The sequence below is a fragment of the Rhodocytophaga rosea genome, assembly GCF_010119975.1.
Lineage (GTDB): Bacteria > Bacteroidota > Bacteroidia > Cytophagales > 172606-1 > Rhodocytophaga > Rhodocytophaga rosea.
Genome location: NZ_CP048222.1, coordinates 2,343,935 through 2,361,335 on the forward strand (window position 1 = coordinate 2,343,935; position 17,401 = coordinate 2,361,335).

Consider the following 17,401-nt stretch of genomic DNA (forward strand, 5'->3'; position numbering starts at 1 on the left):
CCTTATTTGATTTTTATATGAATCTATCTTCTTTTTTCTCATCCATACTTTGTATCCTTCTGCTTCTGTCATGTACGGCTCCTACGACTAAAACTACTTCGCAGCAGGCTTCCTCAACACCTGTAAGCATAGAAAAAAAGATTGTAGTAAATAAGCCTACCTATAGAGATAGGTTAGACAATTACAGGGATTGGTCCATCTATCGGGGAGATAAAAAAGCAAATCAATATGCTGAACTGGCACAGATACATGCAGCCAATGTACATAAGCTCGAGAAAGTCTGGGAATACCATACCGGCGATTTCAAGGGACCTTCTATGTACAGCAATTCCATTATTGTAGATGGCTTGCTGTATTTTACGACTGCCAAACTAGATGCCGTGGCACTGGACGCAGCTACCGGTAAGCCAATTTGGGTGTTTGAATCAGCCATACACAATGAGAATAAACAAATGTTCAGAGGGCGCAGCCGGGGTGTTACCTATTGGGAAGGCAAAGAAGGCAAGCGTATCTTCCATTATGTAAACAACCGGGTATATGCCCTGGATGCCAACACTGGCCAACTGATTACTAGCTTCGGAAAAGGTGGGTTTATTGACCTGCGGCAGGATATTGATGTCGAAGCTTCTACAGCCTCTATCGAAGTAACTACACCAGGGATTGTTTATAAAAACCTTCTGATTGTAACTTCCCGGGTACCGGAAGAATATAATTCCACTCCCGGACATGTACGGGCATACGATGCCGTAACTGGAGTTTTTAAATGGATTTTTCATACTATTCCACAAAAAGGTGAAATGGGCTATGATACCTGGGAATGGGTAGAAGGTGAAGTATATGGAGGGGCGAATCCCTGGGGTGGTTTCTCCTTAGATGAGGAAAGAGGCTGGGTATTCTTTGCCACTGGCTCTCCGGCCAATGATTTTTATGGAGGTTTCCGCAAAGGAATGAATCTGTTTGGTAATTGTGTAATTGCCTTAGATGCAGAAACCGGTGAACGAAAATGGCATTATCAAACTGTACATCACGATATATGGGACTTCGATAATCCGCCGGCACCCATTCTGGTCACCTTAAAATCTGGCAAAACAACCAGGGATGCGGTTGTTCAGCTAACAAAAATGGGATTGACATTTATACTGGACCGTGATACAGGAGAACCCTTATTTCCGGTTGTAGAAATGCCTGTCCCAGCTTCTAAAATACCTGGCGAACAAGCCTGGCCAACTCAGCCTTTTCCCTTAAAGCCACCTCCCCTTGTCCGCTTGTCCCTGCATGAGGCTGATTTAACCAAAGTTACCCCTGAATCCCATGCATCTGCATTAAAGCAATTTAAAAAGTATGAGACCGGATTTATCTATACACCTCCTTCCATGCAAGGCACCATTACTACGCCTAGCCACCAGGGAGGGGTAGAATGGGGCGGTGCTTCTTTTGATCCATCCCTGAATGTGATGTATGTGAATGCCAATGAAGCACCTTCCATTAATAAACTCAGTGTGTTTTATGATAGTAAAGGGCCAGCAAAAGCAGATCCGGTAAGCCGTGGCTTAGTTATCTATAACAAAAACTGCACTTCCTGTCATGGAACCAATAGGCAAGGAAATCCACCCCTTTTTCCTTCACTTGTCAACCTGCAGAAGAATGAGGAAGAAATCCGTACTATTCTCGAGCAGGGAAAAGGGATTATGCCTTCCTTCCCCCAGCTTTCCAAAGAGGAAATAAATGCCTTGATCCGTTTTCTGAAAAGCAATAAAATTGAGAGCGAAGAAATAAAGACGGAAGGTTCCCAGGTACGTTACGCTGTGCAAATACCATTTTTTACCGATCCCTATGGTGCTCCTGCTATTGCTCCTCCCTGGGGTACACTCAACGCGGTGGATCTGATTAAAGGTGATATCTTATGGAAAATTCCATTAGGTGAGTATCCGCAGCTGGCAGCCAAAGGCATCCGTAATACTGGGGCGAAAAACTTTGGAGGACCAGTAGCTACAGCTGGAGGCCTGGTATTTATTGCCGCAACTCCAGACGAAAAAATCAGGGCATTTAGCTGCCACTCTGGTAAACTCCTGTGGGAGCATCAACTGCCTGCCGCTGGCTATGCCACCCCAAGTATTTATATGCTCAATGGCAGACAATATGTAGTGATTATGGCCGGAGGAGGAGGAAAAAATGGCACTAAAATAGGAGATTCGGTTATTGCCTTTGCCCTACCTTCACCGGAAGGAGAGGCCAAATTAACAACTGACAAAGAGAAACAAGAATGGATCAGTCTATTTGATGGGGCTACGCTGGATGGCTGGGTGCATCTCAATGGGTCTCATACCTATACAGTGGAAGATGGAGTAATTGTAGGAAGAACAGCCATAGGCAGCCAAAACTCTTTTCTGTGCACGACCAGAGAATTTTCCGATTTTGAACTCGAACTGGAAGTAATGGTAGATAGTGTAACGAATTCAGGTATCCAGATAAGGTCCGGGGTAAAACCGGTAACAGTAGGCGAAGGGCATGATGGAAGAGCCGGAAGGGTGCATGGTCCACAGGTGGAGATGCAACGAAACCACCGGCCAGGTACGCCCACCACAGGGCTTATTTATGGGGAAGCCTTAGGCACAGGATGGCTTTCTTCAAAAGACAAAATACAAAATGGCCACCATTTTCTGCACAATGATGGCTGGAATAAAATGCGTATTGTGGCCAAAGGCCCACGTATTCAAACCTGGGTGAATGGACAAGCAGTGGAGGATTTAGTGAATGAAGACTTGTACAGAACACATCCTAAGGGATTTGTCGGTTTACAAATGCATGGGATAGAAAATAATGGCCCCTTTTTAATGAAATGGCGCAACATTCGCATAAGGCATCTACCTTAAACGCCTATTTTATATAAAAAGAATAATAGTCTTTCTTCCAAATGTGGATACGAAGATGCTTGGTATGGGTAAGAGTCAATAGTACAATTGATAAACGTCAAATACAATAAGGTAAGTAATAGAATACTCCTCTTTGTTTTAACTCCATATATGGAAGAGAGAATAATAATTTTGGATAATCAGTCATTCAGAAGTTTTTCCTCTTGTATCGGTCATCATGTCTAGCAAAATTGAAGGAACAACTTCTGTCAACCTATACTAGCACAAGACCTTCCCTGACTCTTTTGCCCTTCTTTTCTATGATGCGAATGGCATTTCTTGACAAATAGAAAGAAGCGTATATAGACTTGAAACACAATATCAATATAATTTGTAACTTAATCTTATGAGATCTACCCTTTTTGGCATTCTGTTCGCTGCCCTCGTGCTGGGAGGAATTTGGTACTATAACGACCGCTGGGAACAGGCAAAGATGGAAGAATTTGCCCGGGAGAGAGGGATGGAGATCGTTGACCTGGAGTGGCGTAGCGGGAACACAGGTCCAATGACTTATGGGAGGGGTGTTACCGTGTACAGGGCGGTCTACAAGGACAAGGCTGGGGTGGAATTACACTACTGGTTCAGATTCGAAGGCTCTGATATCTGTATTTACCAGGAACCTTCTCCTGAAAAATACATCCACATCAAATAAAAGGCCCCATCTAAGAATTTGGCTTTGAAACAAAGAATTAAGTATGGAAGAGGTCTATAAGGGTTCAACCTACAGGTACTGGCTTGCCGGGGCATTGCTAGTAGGTGGGATAGCACTATGTTTTGCTGAGCGGGCACATCTATTGGTTCCCCTTGGCACGATGGGTATGTCTATATTCACATTCCCATTTATTGTAGACAGAGCTGAGAAAAAATACCCGACCTCAAAAATAAGGAAAATGGGTTTATACTACGCCTTCATGGTGCTGCTGATAGGAACTTTCTTCTCCAATTAACTACATAAAAAGCACTGTATGTAGTCAGATATAAGTGCAAAAACACCTAAGAAAATAAATATATAAGTTTCATTAACTGCCCCTTTTTGAACTTGATAATTGTAATCGTTTTCTATTTGCTATCTTTCAGAAAACAGGGCGCCTGACAATTTTAATTCATCAGTGCAGGAAATAGAATTGAAAGAATGACGAAGACAATTCCCAGTAGATTAATTGCAACAATCCAGAATACTGCCTTTCGACTAAGCGGAGGCCCATTACGCAATAGGCTTATGCCCAAGGGTATGAGCGCCACGCAAAGCCCAAGTATACCAATGGCCCGAATCTCAGTTCCTTTCAGGGTGCCAAACGGAACCATGACCATCAGTGCCAAGGCAAGGGAGCGGTATAAATTAAGTGTGCCGGAACGATAAGCTCCAATAGAAAGCACAATCCAGCCAGCCATGATATGGCCATTGAAGTAGCGGAATATATGAAATGCCCGGTAGGAATCCGACACAGCTTTCCAGGCCATCTCCATGCCTTGTACATCGACTAGTTGAAAGGCAAGATGGTCAATGCCGGCATGGAAAGTGCGGGTGAAAAGTCCTGAAATGGCTAAGGCACCTCCCCAAATTCCCCATACTCTATTCCAGGCACTGATTAGGGTTGCTAGGATAATGATACCAAAACACAGCACCACATTACCTACGGCAAAGCAACTGTAAGCTGCCGTGATTAGGGTGGGATGAGCTTCATAGGCAGATAGTTGCTGAGGAGCAAAAAAGTGAAATTCAATACGAAGCAAAGCGCCGGTAAGAATAAGAACGGGACCCAAAATTAAACTAATGCCTCCTACCCAACGTCCAGGAAAGAGACCTAAGGGTGATAGAGGTTCGATAAAGGGCTGAGTGGATTGAATTTGGGGAGATTGCTTGTGGATAGCCATATAAAACGAATAAGCTCAAAATTAACAGCATTTAAGTGTGTACAACAAGCAGAATTACATCTATTTCCACAACTGGGCTTCCCACATAAAAGTGGAGTATGGAAACAGAATTGATTTGATAGCTATATTTTTGAGTCACCCCAAAGGGGGAATTGAATTAACTATCCATTTGTATTACAAATCACCTCTTTTTAGCAACTATTAAAAAAAGCTATGTTTTCCTGCAAGGAGATTTAAGGAATAGGGGTTAATTATTATAGATATGCTTTTTCCCTGAATGATGTTACAAATCCAGAAGAGGGTACTTATTGCTGCAGCAGATTTTTCAGTGTTCCCCATAAACATAAGTGCAACAATAGCATGAATAGAAGTTGTATTTATCAGTATTTTACGATAATTACTTGTTTCTCTAAACCTGATTTTGGCAGGTGTACCCATTCTTTAGCTATATCAAAATCTTTCCATGGTGTTCCATTTACCCATACTGACCGAATCTTTTTCTTTTGCGGATGACGGAAACGCACAAACATGTCTTCCGGTTTTTGTCCGTCGGAAAGAGCTACGGTGGCTTTTATTTCATTGCCTGATCTTTTGCTTTCCATGCTGAAAGATAGCTTGCCAAAATAGGTGGGTGCCCCTGTTACTTCTATGCGTTTATCCTTTTCTAACCATGGCCTGGGTATGGCCTGTCCCAGGACAAGCGTTTTATCGTCCAACTCGTGTATGAGCATTTTTCTGTATAGTTCAAACCAGGCACCATCGGTACTGGGTGGGCCATAATACTGTCCCCAGGCCCACCGGTGTTCGAGTGGAGAGAGTTGCTGATGTGAAAAACCACAGGCCATCAGGCTGTAAAATGACCGGATAGCCGCCTCGGGTTCATCCCGCAGCAAATAAGCAGATGCCTGTTGTACATAAATCGGCTCATTGGCCGCACCCTGATTTTTTAAAAACAAATTATCTTCATGATCATGCAGCATGGCTGTGGTAAGCCAGCCTTTAGGATCAATCGCCCCCAGTCTTGCCATATGTAAAGGGCCACAATCTACATCTGTAGGATACCATTCATCCAGTAATCTTCTGGAGGTCATGGCATCTGAGGGTACATAATGGCTCCAGGTGCCATCTGCCAGTTGCACCACTGGGGCTTTTACACTACTGCGGGCAAAAGTCCGTTCTAGGTCCCCTTTCATTTTTTTGGCTGACTTACGAACTTCTTCTGCTCTGGTATGTCCGTATCTGGCAAGTGCACGGCCAAACAAGTCCAGACCAGCGACAAAATAGGCTTGCGGAAAAGCCCATTCTCGCTCTTCATGCGTCAGGTCGTTGAGTGGTGCCCGGATCAGTCCGGTAGCTTCTTTTCCCGTCCCGACTTTTGCTACCTGGTCCAGGCACCAGTCGAGTGTTTTCATAGATTGGGGTAACAGGCGTTCAAATGAAGCTTTGTCCTGGGAGAGTAGGTAGTTCTGGGCAATAGCATACAGATGTCCCGGAGAATATACACCCCAGTTGGCATAGCCACCAATCCGTCCATCATTTTGTTGCTGGCTGTGGAACATAGCGGCGAACTCTTCTTCGGCTACTTGCCAGTGCCCCCGCAGGCCATAGATCATATAATCTACGTATACTCCCTGGTTAATGGGCCAGTCGGCATTCAACTGCCCATAAGCTGTATTGGCATAAGGTAAATCTATGCGGGTATCCCCCTTCTCATCGGTGCGATGGCGGGGAAGAATCAGGGCATGCCACAGATTTGCCCTGAAAAGATTGTTTACAGCCTCTTCAGGTACCTGAAAAAGGGCCCCTTGGCTGAGCCAGTTTTCCCAGTAATGGATTGTTGCTTTTTGGGCAGTATTGAAATTCAGTCCGGCTATCTTTTCCACATTTGCCGCAGGTATAGCTGGCGAAGGGAGTTTGATCAGCATTTCACGGGTATGGCCAGCTGGCAGGTTACCAACCAGGGAGAAATTGATTTCTGTACCTTTTTCACCCACTGTTGTAGTTCCGGTTGCTAGAGATACATCTTTCCCGGTTTCCATCATCAACCAAATGTTGCCTGAACCTATTTCTGAAATGGCCCATTGTGAACCGATCTGCTTTACTTCCAGCTGAGTGTTTCTTGTTTCGCTCCTGAAGCTGAATCCTACATTAACCGGTCCTGATTTACCCGAAAGCGTCAGCTTGCTTACCATTACACCATCTACCTCTCCTCGTTGTGCAGACATATCAGGAGTAATCTGTGCCGCAAATTGCTCTATCTGGCACAACTGCCCATTATTTTCCAGGGTAGTTACAACTATTGGCAGCCCATCTTTAATCCGCTGGCTTTTCCATTGACTGCCCTGCCAGAGAATGTTCTGTGCAAACTTGTGGGGAGAAGCAAAATCCGGACGTACCTTTGCCCAGCGGTCTACGGTAAACTTATACAGCGAACCATGCGCAGGTGCGGTTACTACTAAATGGCCTTTGCTGCCCATCCAGGTGGTTTCCCATGGCTTATCCCACACAAGCGGGTTTCCGAAATCCTCCCATAACTTCTTGAACTGACTAAGAGAGGCATCGGGCTCTTGTTTTACTTTGTCTAATGTGCGGATACCTTTTAATGAGAATAGATGCTGCTTAAAATCCACTGGGTTTTCAGTGAGGGTAACAAAAGCATCATGCTCAGGTAGCCACATTTCCTTGTGACGCAGCAATTGTTCTATGCCAATAGTAAAACCTCTGGTTCCGTCTTCGGATAGCAGGAATGTAAGCAGCGGGGCATCCGGTTTATTCCATGGGTCGTCTTTTAACCTATCCACTTGTCCGGGCGAACCATTCGCCAGCAGATAGCCCCACATAGCATCTTTGTCTGGGGAGTAAGAATACTGGTGAGAAGCAAGCGCCCGTAAAGGAGCAACCGGCTTAGGCCATGAGATTTCTGCAGTGAACTCATCTATATCGCCGGCTCCGGCAGAAAATTCGGAAACAACGGCAATCTTATCATTGGCTTCTAGCTTACTGCCTATCGGAGTGGATACCTCCATGCCCGGAGAGCCGCCCTTGATACGTAGTTGATAAGATATTGTTTGTGCTGCACGGTGTCCAAAAGAAACCCGTACAGAAGCCTTATCGTAATCAAATTGCTGATTATGAGCACAAAATACAATAGAAGTGGGCAGATAAATGAGCACAGCCAGGCTGAAGTATATTCTTTTTACCAGAAGTTTATAGCACATACAAAGATTTTGCTTTTATGAGAAAGGAATATTCCTTTAAATAATGCAAGAACAAGGATACACTAGTAATTCAGGTTCTCATTTACAATATATACTATTAGTTACAATTTTTACATTGTTTCTATTTAGCCTCGGCAAAGCATATTTCTTTAATGGGTATCTTGCAAATCGTTTCTTCTGAGTTTATAAAACTATAATTTATAATCACTTAAAATTTCGCCTTTTGCTTTGGTTTACCCGCACTTTGTCTACAGCTATGAAAACCGTTCTTGAGAAGAATACATGTCAGCCCTGTATTTGGGACAGAACTGAGGCAGAAAGATAATTTACTTAGTGGTCAGATGACGAGCATTTTGGTTATTTGAAAGGGGGATGAATAACCTAAACTTCCATTCAACTCACTTTTGTAAGCAGAACAATCAGCTTACATAGATTCTGCTATTGGTTAGATATTAAAGTTTTTACTTTTACGGCTGATAAAAGTAAAATTCAATTACTCCAACTAGCTAATAACTATGTCTATAATTACCGTTTGCCAACCTTTTGCCCGGCTAACTCCTGATCAATTGTATGATGCCTTACGCTTGCGAAGTGAGGTATTTGTCGTGGAGCAAAACTGTGTTTTTCTCGATATGGACAATAAGGATAGGCAGTCTTACCACTTGCTGCTCTATCAAGAAGATCTGCTTGTGGCCTGCGCCCGTCTGCTGCCACCTGGACTTTCTTATGAAGAAATATCTATTGGCCGGATTGTAACAAGCCCACAAGTGAGAGGTAAAGGATTGGGCAAAGTTATTAGTTGCTCAGGCCATTGAAACTTGCTATGAATTATTTGGAGCAGGCCCAATTAAAATTGGAGCACAACTATATGCAAAAGCATTTTATGAGCAATTTGGTTTTGTACAGGCAGGGAAGGTCTATGATGAGGATGGTATTGATCACATCCCCATGATCAGAACTTGATCGTTAAGATATTTATATCAATTGTCTTCATTGGTTACAAGAAACGTGAGGTTATTTTAACTGCCATTTGTGTTGCGGTGTAAAAGTAAAAAAGCATAGTATGTGGATTATTAAAGGGATTATCTATATGAGATATTAGGATATAGTCTTTCTAGTTAAAAACCATTATCTCAATATGACAAAAGTAGAAACTACTCAAACCGAGTAAAGCATCTATAAGAAATAATAAGCTCCTTTAAATTTATGGTTGAGGTCTACAAAGTTTTTCCATGGCAAGCAAGCTTCAATTGATTTGTATCTAGCAGATCAACTGCATCTATATAATCGAATTACATATCAAACAAAAACAAGATTTTTAATTAAGTTAGGGCCAAATAGAGGATATATCAACCTAAAAAGATGTTAAAAACACTATCACTAATAATCAGTCTATGGATGATCTGTTCTAGAGCACTAGCTCAAGGTGTAATAGAACCTGCTACTACCCCTACTGAATGGTCTACACCTTATTCACCTTTTCGAATTGCCGGGAATCTGTATTATGTAGGCACATATGACTTAGCCTGTTACCTGATTACTACTCCAAAAGGAAGTATTCTCATCAATACCGGACTTGCCTCTTCACAGCCGCTGATTAAAGCCAGTATTGAATCATTAGGCTTTCAGTTTTCAGATATCAAAATATTGTTAACCACCCAAGCCCACTATGACCACCTGGGAGCAATGGCGGCTATAAAAAAAGCAACCAGGGCACAAATGATGATCAATGCAAAAGATGCATCCGTATTGAAGGATGGGGGCAAGTCAGATTACGCATTGGGAGGCAAAACAAGCAGTTTTTAACCTTTACAGGCAGAGCGTTTATTGCAAGATAGGGATACTATCAAACTTGGTGAAATGCAGCTGGTCATGCTGGATCATCCGGGTCATACGAAAGGTTCCTGTAGCTTTCTTTTCGATGTAAAAGATGATAAGCGAACCTACCGGGTGTTGTTAGCCAATATGCCTACGATTGTGACAGACAAAGACTTTACACAAATACCTGACTACCCTAATATAGCAAAAGATTATGCCTATAGTTTAAATGCGATGAAAAGGCTTTCCTTTGATATTTGGCTTTCTTCGCATGCGAGTCAATTTGGTCTTCATAACAAACATAAACCAAATCAGAGTTATAAGCCGGCTGCTTTTTTTGATCAAAAGGGGTATGAGACAGCCATTAACAACCTACAAAAGGAATTTATTAACAAGACAAAAGCCAAGTGATTCGATTATATGGTGTTAATTTGCTGTCCCTTTATGATTCTTTTAAGGACATTATGTTGGGCAAAAGGTGAAAGAAATTAGTTATATAAAAAATTTTAATCATTTTTCTTATACTCTATCCCATAGATATAAATTACAAGAATAGGGTAGTTGGTGCAACTTAATATTCTAGTTGTTGATATGTAGTATGTCGCCCGCCCGACAGGTTAACATACAGTTATTACTATTGCTTATGATGTTTGTGCCCCTGTATGTTTTAGGAAGTGTATGGTTATGACTACACCTAAGTTGACTAAAAGGCTACAGATCATTATTTGAAAATAGTCCAATTGGAAGTGATCATAAATCATGAACACCATTATAGCGTAAGAGAACGTTTTGGAAGAATAAAAATAGGGTAAAAGAAAGAATCAGTGAGTAAACTTGAGGTGTCTAATCATCAAGTTTATGCAAGAAAAATTCTCTGCGCTCACTGACCCTGAATGGGAAGTTATCAAGGAAATAATTGATAACCAAAGAAAGATTAAACATGAAAAACGGGTGATAATCAATGCACTGCTTTGGCTGCTAACTACGGGCAGCCAATGGCGCAATATGGAAAGTAAGTACCCACCCTGGCAAACCATTTACTATCATTTCAGGCAGTGGAAAAAGCGGGGCATTATTGAAGAGTTGTTAGCTTTTTTAGCAGGCAGAGAAAGAAAAAAAGCAGGCAGACAAGCCCTGCCAAGCGTGTTGGCCATTGATAGCCAAAGTGTTAAGATTATACAATTTACCAGTCAGGATAAAGGCATAGATGGCAATAAAAAAGTGAATGGCAGAAAAAGACATCTGGCTGTGGACTGTTTAGGTATCCCCTGGGCGGTGCATATTACAGCTGCTAATATATCAGACACCACAGCAGGATATGAGTTAGCAGCTAAGTTGAAGGGCAAGTCCGCCCGCCTGCATACCCTGAAAGCAGATAATGGCTACACAGAGACTTTTGTGGAAGAAGTGAAAAAACAATATGGATGGAGTGTAGAAATTGTACAAAAGCCTGAAAGCGTGAAAGGCTTTGTCCCGGCAGGGGGCCGTTGGGTAGTGGAACGTAGCTACGGATGGCTCAATTTTAAGCGTAGGTTGAGCCGTGATTTTGAAAAAAGCACAGAAAGTTCGGAAGCCATGCTACAATTAGCCTTTATTGATACTCTGCTCAAAAGAAAAACCGAATAATATTTCAAAACATTCTCTAATAAGTCATTAGTCCGCTTATTGAATCAAACAAATGGTTTCTATTTTTTGATATCCAAGTTGGGAGATAAACTACCAATGTTTGAATGAATCCAAACCAGAATAGAAATAAGGTTATTAAGTTCCATCCAATTAACAGTGAATAGGCAACTTCCGCAATTTCCAGCCAGTAATCACCGAAGAGATCATTATGGAAACCTTCAGACTCAAACCCTGCAAAGAAGTTGGTGAGATTAAATCTGTGTTACGGGAAGCTATTCCGGAAGGCCATATCCGCAATGAATATGAGGAAGCTTTTGCCTTTATGCTGGAAACCGGCCGAAAAATGGGGCTTGTGCCAGTGAAGGTGTGAGGATTAGTTGATATAATTTGTAAGTCCTTATTTGTGGCTAAAATTTTACTTTAGGTGTTAAGGTAAATGTTAGAGAGTTATTTATTTTCAATTTCTTTCATCTCTTCTTCTATCTTTTCTCTTTCTATCTCTGCCTCAATTATAGATTGTTTATAAGCTTCATTATAAGGATGGTCTTTGAGCATTCCTCTCCTTGCTGCAACTGGATAGTCGTGTGTTATTCTAAGTACATTTTCATTTGGAGAATTTATACTGTCATACACACATCTGAATAATAAGTCATTATTATCTCCTTTAACAAAAAAGATATATTGGTTTTTATCATTGGAACACAAAGGTGTTTCAATACTTCCTTCATTCCTATTAATATATTCCTCTATTAAATCAATATTATATATTTTAGTCTTTACTATTGAAAATTTATAAAGTACCACATCAAAATAAGGATTTACCTCATAAAGTACTTCCAGCGTATCGTTTACCTTTTTACTCAGTACCAAATAAGCATGATATTCATAAGTCTCTTTAAAACCTGCTTTATACAAATCATCGATTGTAATATCATAATTAACTTCTAATACCCCATAATAATCTTCTTTACTAATGGGTTTACTATTTTTCATTGAGGTATAAATAAAATATATACCCACTATAAACACTACTAATAAAGACAGAAGAATTAGAAAAGTTTTTCTCATAGAGGTTATAACTGAATCTAAGTTACTTCCTGTTCATCGAACTCATATTACTCTCCTGGATGGCTTCATAAATAGCTTGTTGAATACCGGTGCGGATGTTCATCTGGCTCAGTTTGGAATTATTTCTGGTGGGATATACCCGGTTGGAGAGAAAGACATAGACCAGATTATAAGTAGGATCAACCCAGGTGAAGGTGCCTGTAAAACCGGAATGACCAAAACTATCTTTGCTGGCGCTATAGGCGGCACTTCCATTTTTCACCGGAATAATATCTGGTTTATCAAAGCCGATGGCCCGGCGGTTGCCTTGCTCACAAAACTGGCACCTGGCAAATTCGGTAAGCGTAGCCGGTTCGATGAATTTCTGGCTGCCGAAACTGCCTTTTTGCAAATACATCTGCATGAGTTTAGCCAGATCATTACCTGTACCAAACAAACCGGCATGTCCGGATAAGCCATCCAGCATAGCTGCTCCTTCATCATGTACCCGTCCATGAATCTGGTTTTTGCGGAACAGAGAATCGTATTCAGTAGGCACAATCCTGGAAAGTGGAAATTGCTTGTAGGGATTATAAGTAAGCGTATATGCACCCAGCGGACGGTAAAATGTTTCCTTCACATAGGTTTCAAAATCCTTTCCGGTCAGTTCTTTTACAATCAGCGGATAGAGGTAGAAAGAAAGATCGGAATATACATAGCCAGGCTTTTCGTTGAGCGGTGATTTACGGATCTGTTTGTATATCTTTTTATAATAATTGCGGTTCAGATACAGGTTTTCGGCTACTTTATAGGGAAAACGCTTTGACGAATCTGCTTTAAAAGTGAACCATTTGAATTTGCCGTTTTTCTTTTTAGTATCCTGCCAGAAAGGAATCCAGGCTTTGAGTTTTGCCTGGTGTGTAAGAATCTGCCGGAAGGTAAGATCCGCCTTATTTGTCCCTCTGAATTCTTTTAGATAAGTACCTAACGTGGCATCCACATTAAATTTTCCTTCGTCCTGCAGTTTCATTAAAGAAGGTAAGGAGGCACTGATTTTAGTAATAGAAGCCAGATCAAAGAGGTCATCGTTTTTCATCGGTACAGTCTGGTCATAGGTATGATAGCCATAGGATTTCTGGAAAATTACTTTCCCATCCTTTGCCACCAGAACCTGGCATCCTGGTGCTGCTTTTTCACGAATGGCCAGCATCGCCAGGGAATCTATTTTCCGGCTCAGAATGGCAGAACTGATGCCAGTTTCTTCCGGTAAGGTGTATTTGAGCCGGTTGATGGCAGCCAGATCTGCCCCTTGCCCATATTTGAACTGGTTTCCAATCGTAACCGGTAATTTTCCCGATGCACTAATGCCTCCGAAAATGAGTTGTGCCGAGAGTTCCTGCGTATTGATACTTTCCTGATAGGCCATAATCACCCCAGCATAGCGCTGGATATTTTCTATTTTTCCAGCCGAATATACATTACCAAACACACTGATCACCGCTTTTTTAGAACTGGCTATCTCTGTAATGAGCGAAGCCATACTTTCGGTAATGCCAAAATTTCTGGCAGGCCTCAGCGAAAGGCCATGTACGCCGACTACGACCATGTTGTATGGCTGCAATTTTTCTTTCAACTGGGCAACGTCAGCCGCAGTGCTGTTGGCTGGCAAAAAGAAGTGATCGATTTTAGAATACTTGTCCAGCATTAATTGGAAAGGCGTGATCTGTGTGGCACCCACCGATAAAGATGCAATTTTCAAGGTATCTAGTCTTTGCAGCGGTAGAATATTCTTATCGCTTTTCAGCACAGTAAGGGAGGCTTCGGTTAAGCGGCGGTTGAGCAACTGGGCATCGGGAATATTGAGGTCTGCTACGAGCGTTTGTGTTTCGATGGGTGTATAACTATGCAGGCCTACCCAGTATTTAGCAAGTAACACTTTACGGCAACGCTCGTCAATTTCCTGCTGGGTGATCTGCTTGTTTTTAATCGCTTTTTTAATTTCTTCTATGGCTTTGGGCACACTTTCAGTAAATTCCAGTACATCGTTTCCTGCCAGAATGGCTTTTACATCAGCGGTACCGGGCTTAAAGAAGTTGGTCAAGCCTTTCATGTTCATGGCATCGGTAAAGATCAAACCTTTGAAACCCAGTTCTTTCTTCAACAGATCGGTAATAATTGGTTTGGAAAGGGTAGACGGCAAATTAGCAGTAGTATCTAAGGTAGGAATACTCAAATGCGCTACCATAACCCCACCAATTCCATTGTTAACCAGGGTTTGAAAAGGATATAACTCCAAGGAATCGAGTCGCTGGCGGTTGTGTTTAATTACAGGCAAGGCATAATGCGAATCAGCATCTGTATCGCCATGACCGGGAAAATGTTTGGCAGTCGCAATAATGCCATTGTCCTGCATGCCTTTCATATAGGCATAACTTTTCTCAGTTACCTTGTATTTATTCTCTCCGAAAGAACGGAAGCTGATTACCGGGTTATTCGGATTGTTATTCACATCGACCACCGGCGCAAAATTGACATGCATGCCCATACGTTTAAACTGCCTGGCTACTTCTACGCCCATCTGATAAATCAACTGATTATCCTGCACTGCTCCCAGCGACATCTGGTAGGGAAAGCGGATCGTACTATCCAGTCGCATACCAATGCCCCACTCGGCATCCATCGCTACCATTAAAGGCACTTTCGATTCACTCTGGTATTTATTAGTCAAGTTTGCCTGCCGTACCGGGCCACCCTGAAAAAAGATCAATCCGCCAATTTTATATGTTTTAATCAGGTTGCTGATCGTATCCACATGTCCCTGGCTGCGGTTAGAATAGGCCGCTACCATAAGCAACTGGGCAATCCTTTCGTCCGACGTAAGTTTGTTCATGATGGAATCTACCCATTTCTGCTCTGTTTCCAGAAAAGGCGGAATCGCTGTAGAACTGCCGCTTTGCTGCTGGGCGGAAGAGCTAACAGGATACAAGCTGCCAGTAAATAGCACGAGTAGAGAAAGCAGGTAAAGACCCTTTTTAAACAAATAGTGGGATGAAAGAAAATGCGTAACTATGGTCATGTGTTGGGTGTAAATAACAAATATACTAAAGCCGCTACGGAATAGGAATAGAGGGCAAAATTTGCCTGTAAAAAGACCTATATTCAGCCGCTAAAAAAATTTTATAAATTTTTATTTTTAGGTAAACCCTCCTGAGAAAATTGCCGTAAGTATGCCCAGACGAGTTAGTTGAACAGACTGACCTTTACATAGATAAACACAACCGACATTGAAAGCATCATGCCTGTAAGTATGATGCTTTTCCGTTTTTTTAGCTTTCTATTTCTCCGTTTCAGGCTGCCCTTCTGAGAAAAAAAAATTTCACTTATGGAATAGGCATTGTTGTTGCATCTTACCAGTAAACAACCCAAATTAACAACAATTTATGAAACGCCTATTTATGAATGTTTTTTCTGGAATTTTATTTGCCGGATTATATTTGATTTCCACAGCCGCTCAAGCGCAAGTACAGCCTTCATTCCCAAATATGAAAAAAATCGAAGTTACCGGCTCTGCCGAAATGGAAGTAATTCCCGATGAAATATATTTTTCTATCTCCCTGCGGGAATATTTTAAAGATAAGGACAAAAACAAGGTAGAAATTACCGAACTGGAGAAACAATTGCAAGCCGCTGTAAATGCCGCTGGTGTGCCCAAAGATAATTTCCAGATCGAAAATATTTCTGGCTACCGGTACTGGGCAGGGCGCAAAAAACCAGTGGATTTTCTGGAAAGCAAGCGCTATGTGTTAAAAATGAATAATCTGGCAAAAGTGGACGAAATTATGTCAAAAGTGGATGCCAAAGGTATTGAATACGTGAACATTAGCCGCTACGAGCATTCCAAAATTGAGCAATTCCGCAAAGACATTAAAACAAAAGCTTTACAGGCAGCTAAAGATAAAGCGGCCTATCTGTTACAAGGTATCGGTGAGCAGGTAGGCGGCGTGCTTGAGATTCAGGAACTGGGCGGCAACGATGGCTATCCTATCCCCTACCCGATGTACAGGGAATCTAACCAAATGATGATGTCTAAAGCGGCGGGTGACGTAATGGAACAGGCAGCCGAACCAGAAATTGATTTTCGTAAGATTAAAATCCGTTACGAAGTACGGGCGGTATTTGCTATCAAGTAATCTTTCGTTGGCAATTTTAAGCCAGATTTGAAAAGGATAAGTTCAGTCGATAGCTGAATTTATCCTTTTTGCTTTATATTTATGTGATGCAATTGAATCAATCACTATGAAATCAGGATCTGAAACAACTGGTATTGTACTGGCCGGAGGAAAGAGTTCGAGAATGGGATTTGAAAAAGGTCTGGCAGAGATACAGGGTAAAAAGATGATAGAATGGGTGATACAAGCCTTACAGCCGGTTTGCCAGCATCTCATTGTTATTAGTAATACAAACGTATATGATTATTTGGGCATTCCGGTTTATTCGGATATCTATACAGATACTGGTCCCTTAGGAGGAATTTACACTGGCTTGAAGCACAGTATAACTTCCAGTAATCTAATGCTTGCCTGTGACATGCCTTTTATTTCTTCCCAGGTGTTGCAGCAATTGCTTCTGGAAGCTGCAGGATATGAAATTGTGGTTCCATCCATCCATGGACAATGGCACCCGCTATGTGCCCATTATAACAAACAAATTAATATTAAAGTAGAAGAGTTGATTACAACTAAAGTCTGGAAAATGCAGGAAGCCATCAGGCGTTTTCACTTTAAAGAGTGGCCAGCCGACAAAGCAGGATTTGATGCCCGGTTTTTTGCCAATATCAATACCTTCGCAGAATTACAGCAAATTCAAAAATAGATTGATAATCAGACGTATTGTAGCTACAATTTG

General features: G+C 41.8%; 12 protein-coding genes and 2 pseudogenes. 10 read left to right on the forward strand and 4 right to left on the reverse strand.

Going from position 1 to position 17,401, the window contains the following annotated elements; all coding sequences use genetic code 11:
* Window positions 1–17: 17 nt before the first annotated feature.
* The 3 genes from GXP67_RS09805 to GXP67_RS09815 all read left to right on the forward strand — a co-directional run bounded on the left by GXP67_RS09805 (window position 18) and on the right by GXP67_RS09815 (window position 3,859).
* The gene (locus GXP67_RS09805) at window positions 18–2,873 is read left to right on the forward strand and encodes a 3-keto-alpha-glucoside-1,2-lyase-like domain-containing protein (protein WP_162442976.1); all 2,856 of its coding nucleotides are present in this window, start codon (window positions 18–20) and stop codon (window positions 2,871–2,873) included.
* A 385-nt stretch (window positions 2,874–3,258) separates the two neighbouring features.
* Entirely contained in the window at window positions 3,259–3,564 is a 306-nt protein-coding gene (locus tag GXP67_RS09810; RefSeq protein ID WP_162442977.1) for a hypothetical protein, read from the forward strand.
* 43 nt (window positions 3,565–3,607) lie between these two features.
* A complete protein-coding gene (locus tag GXP67_RS09815) occupies window positions 3,608–3,859 on the forward strand; it encodes a hypothetical protein (RefSeq protein WP_162442978.1) in 252 nt (83 codons plus the stop codon).
* Window positions 3,860–4,010: 151 nt separating this feature from the next.
* On the opposite strand, the gene GXP67_RS09820 is transcribed toward GXP67_RS09815, so the two are convergent.
* Together GXP67_RS09820 and GXP67_RS09825 are read right to left on the reverse strand one after the other, a co-directional pair.
* On the reverse strand, window positions 4,011–4,787 hold the full coding sequence (locus GXP67_RS09820) for a hypothetical protein (RefSeq protein WP_197901663.1): 777 nt from the start codon (window positions 4,785–4,787) through the stop codon (window positions 4,011–4,013).
* A 380-nt stretch (window positions 4,788–5,167) separates the two neighbouring features.
* Entirely contained in the window at window positions 5,168–8,005 is a 2,838-nt protein-coding gene (locus GXP67_RS09825) for a hypothetical protein (RefSeq protein ID WP_162442979.1), read from the reverse strand.
* A 515-nt stretch (window positions 8,006–8,520) separates the two neighbouring features.
* Here GXP67_RS09825 and GXP67_RS09830 point away from each other — a divergent pair.
* The 5 genes and pseudogenes from GXP67_RS09830 to GXP67_RS09845 all read left to right on the forward strand — a co-directional run.
* On the forward strand, window positions 8,521–8,820 hold the full coding sequence (locus GXP67_RS09830; protein WP_317170127.1) for a GNAT family N-acetyltransferase: 300 nt from the start codon (window positions 8,521–8,523) through the stop codon (window positions 8,818–8,820).
* The gene (locus GXP67_RS38025) at window positions 8,816–8,968 is read left to right on the forward strand and encodes a GNAT family N-acetyltransferase (protein ID WP_394351973.1); all 153 of its coding nucleotides are present in this window, start codon (window positions 8,816–8,818) and stop codon (window positions 8,966–8,968) included. The genes GXP67_RS09830 and GXP67_RS38025 overlap by 5 nt, the downstream gene beginning before the upstream one ends.
* Before the next feature lie 399 nt (window positions 8,969–9,367).
* Window positions 9,368–10,234 (forward strand): annotated as a pseudogene (gene bla, locus GXP67_RS38235) (subclass B3 metallo-beta-lactamase).
* A 447-nt stretch (window positions 10,235–10,681) separates the two neighbouring features.
* On the forward strand, window positions 10,682–11,449 hold the full coding sequence (locus tag GXP67_RS09840) for an IS5 family transposase (RefSeq protein WP_162442259.1): 768 nt from the start codon (window positions 10,682–10,684) through the stop codon (window positions 11,447–11,449).
* 172 nt (window positions 11,450–11,621) lie between these two features.
* Window positions 11,622–11,819, forward strand: a pseudogene (locus tag GXP67_RS09845) (tRNA nucleotidyltransferase); the annotation flags it as partial.
* A 77-nt stretch (window positions 11,820–11,896) separates the two neighbouring features.
* Here GXP67_RS09845 and GXP67_RS09850 read toward each other — a convergent pair.
* Both GXP67_RS09850 and GXP67_RS09855 read right to left on the reverse strand, forming a co-directional pair.
* Complete coding sequence (locus GXP67_RS09850; RefSeq protein ID WP_162442980.1) at window positions 11,897–12,442, reverse strand: hypothetical protein; 546 nt, start codon at window positions 12,440–12,442, stop codon at window positions 11,897–11,899.
* A gap of 97 nt (window positions 12,443–12,539) precedes the next feature.
* The gene (locus GXP67_RS09855; RefSeq protein ID WP_162442981.1) at window positions 12,540–15,572 is read right to left on the reverse strand and encodes a serine hydrolase domain-containing protein; all 3,033 of its coding nucleotides are present in this window, start codon (window positions 15,570–15,572) and stop codon (window positions 12,540–12,542) included.
* 364 nt (window positions 15,573–15,936) lie between these two features.
* Here GXP67_RS09855 and GXP67_RS09860 point away from each other — a divergent pair, with 364 nt between their 5' ends.
* Both GXP67_RS09860 and mobA read left to right on the forward strand, forming a co-directional pair.
* Window positions 15,937–16,686, forward strand: coding sequence for an SIMPL domain-containing protein (locus GXP67_RS09860; RefSeq protein WP_197901667.1), 750 nt, complete (start codon window positions 15,937–15,939; stop codon window positions 16,684–16,686).
* A gap of 106 nt (window positions 16,687–16,792) precedes the next feature.
* Window positions 16,793–17,368 carry a molybdenum cofactor guanylyltransferase gene (gene mobA, locus GXP67_RS09865; RefSeq protein WP_162442982.1) on the forward strand — a complete coding sequence of 192 codons (576 nt, stop codon included), beginning with the start codon at window positions 16,793–16,795 and terminating at the stop codon, window positions 17,366–17,368.
* Window positions 17,369–17,401: the final 33 nt, after the last annotated feature.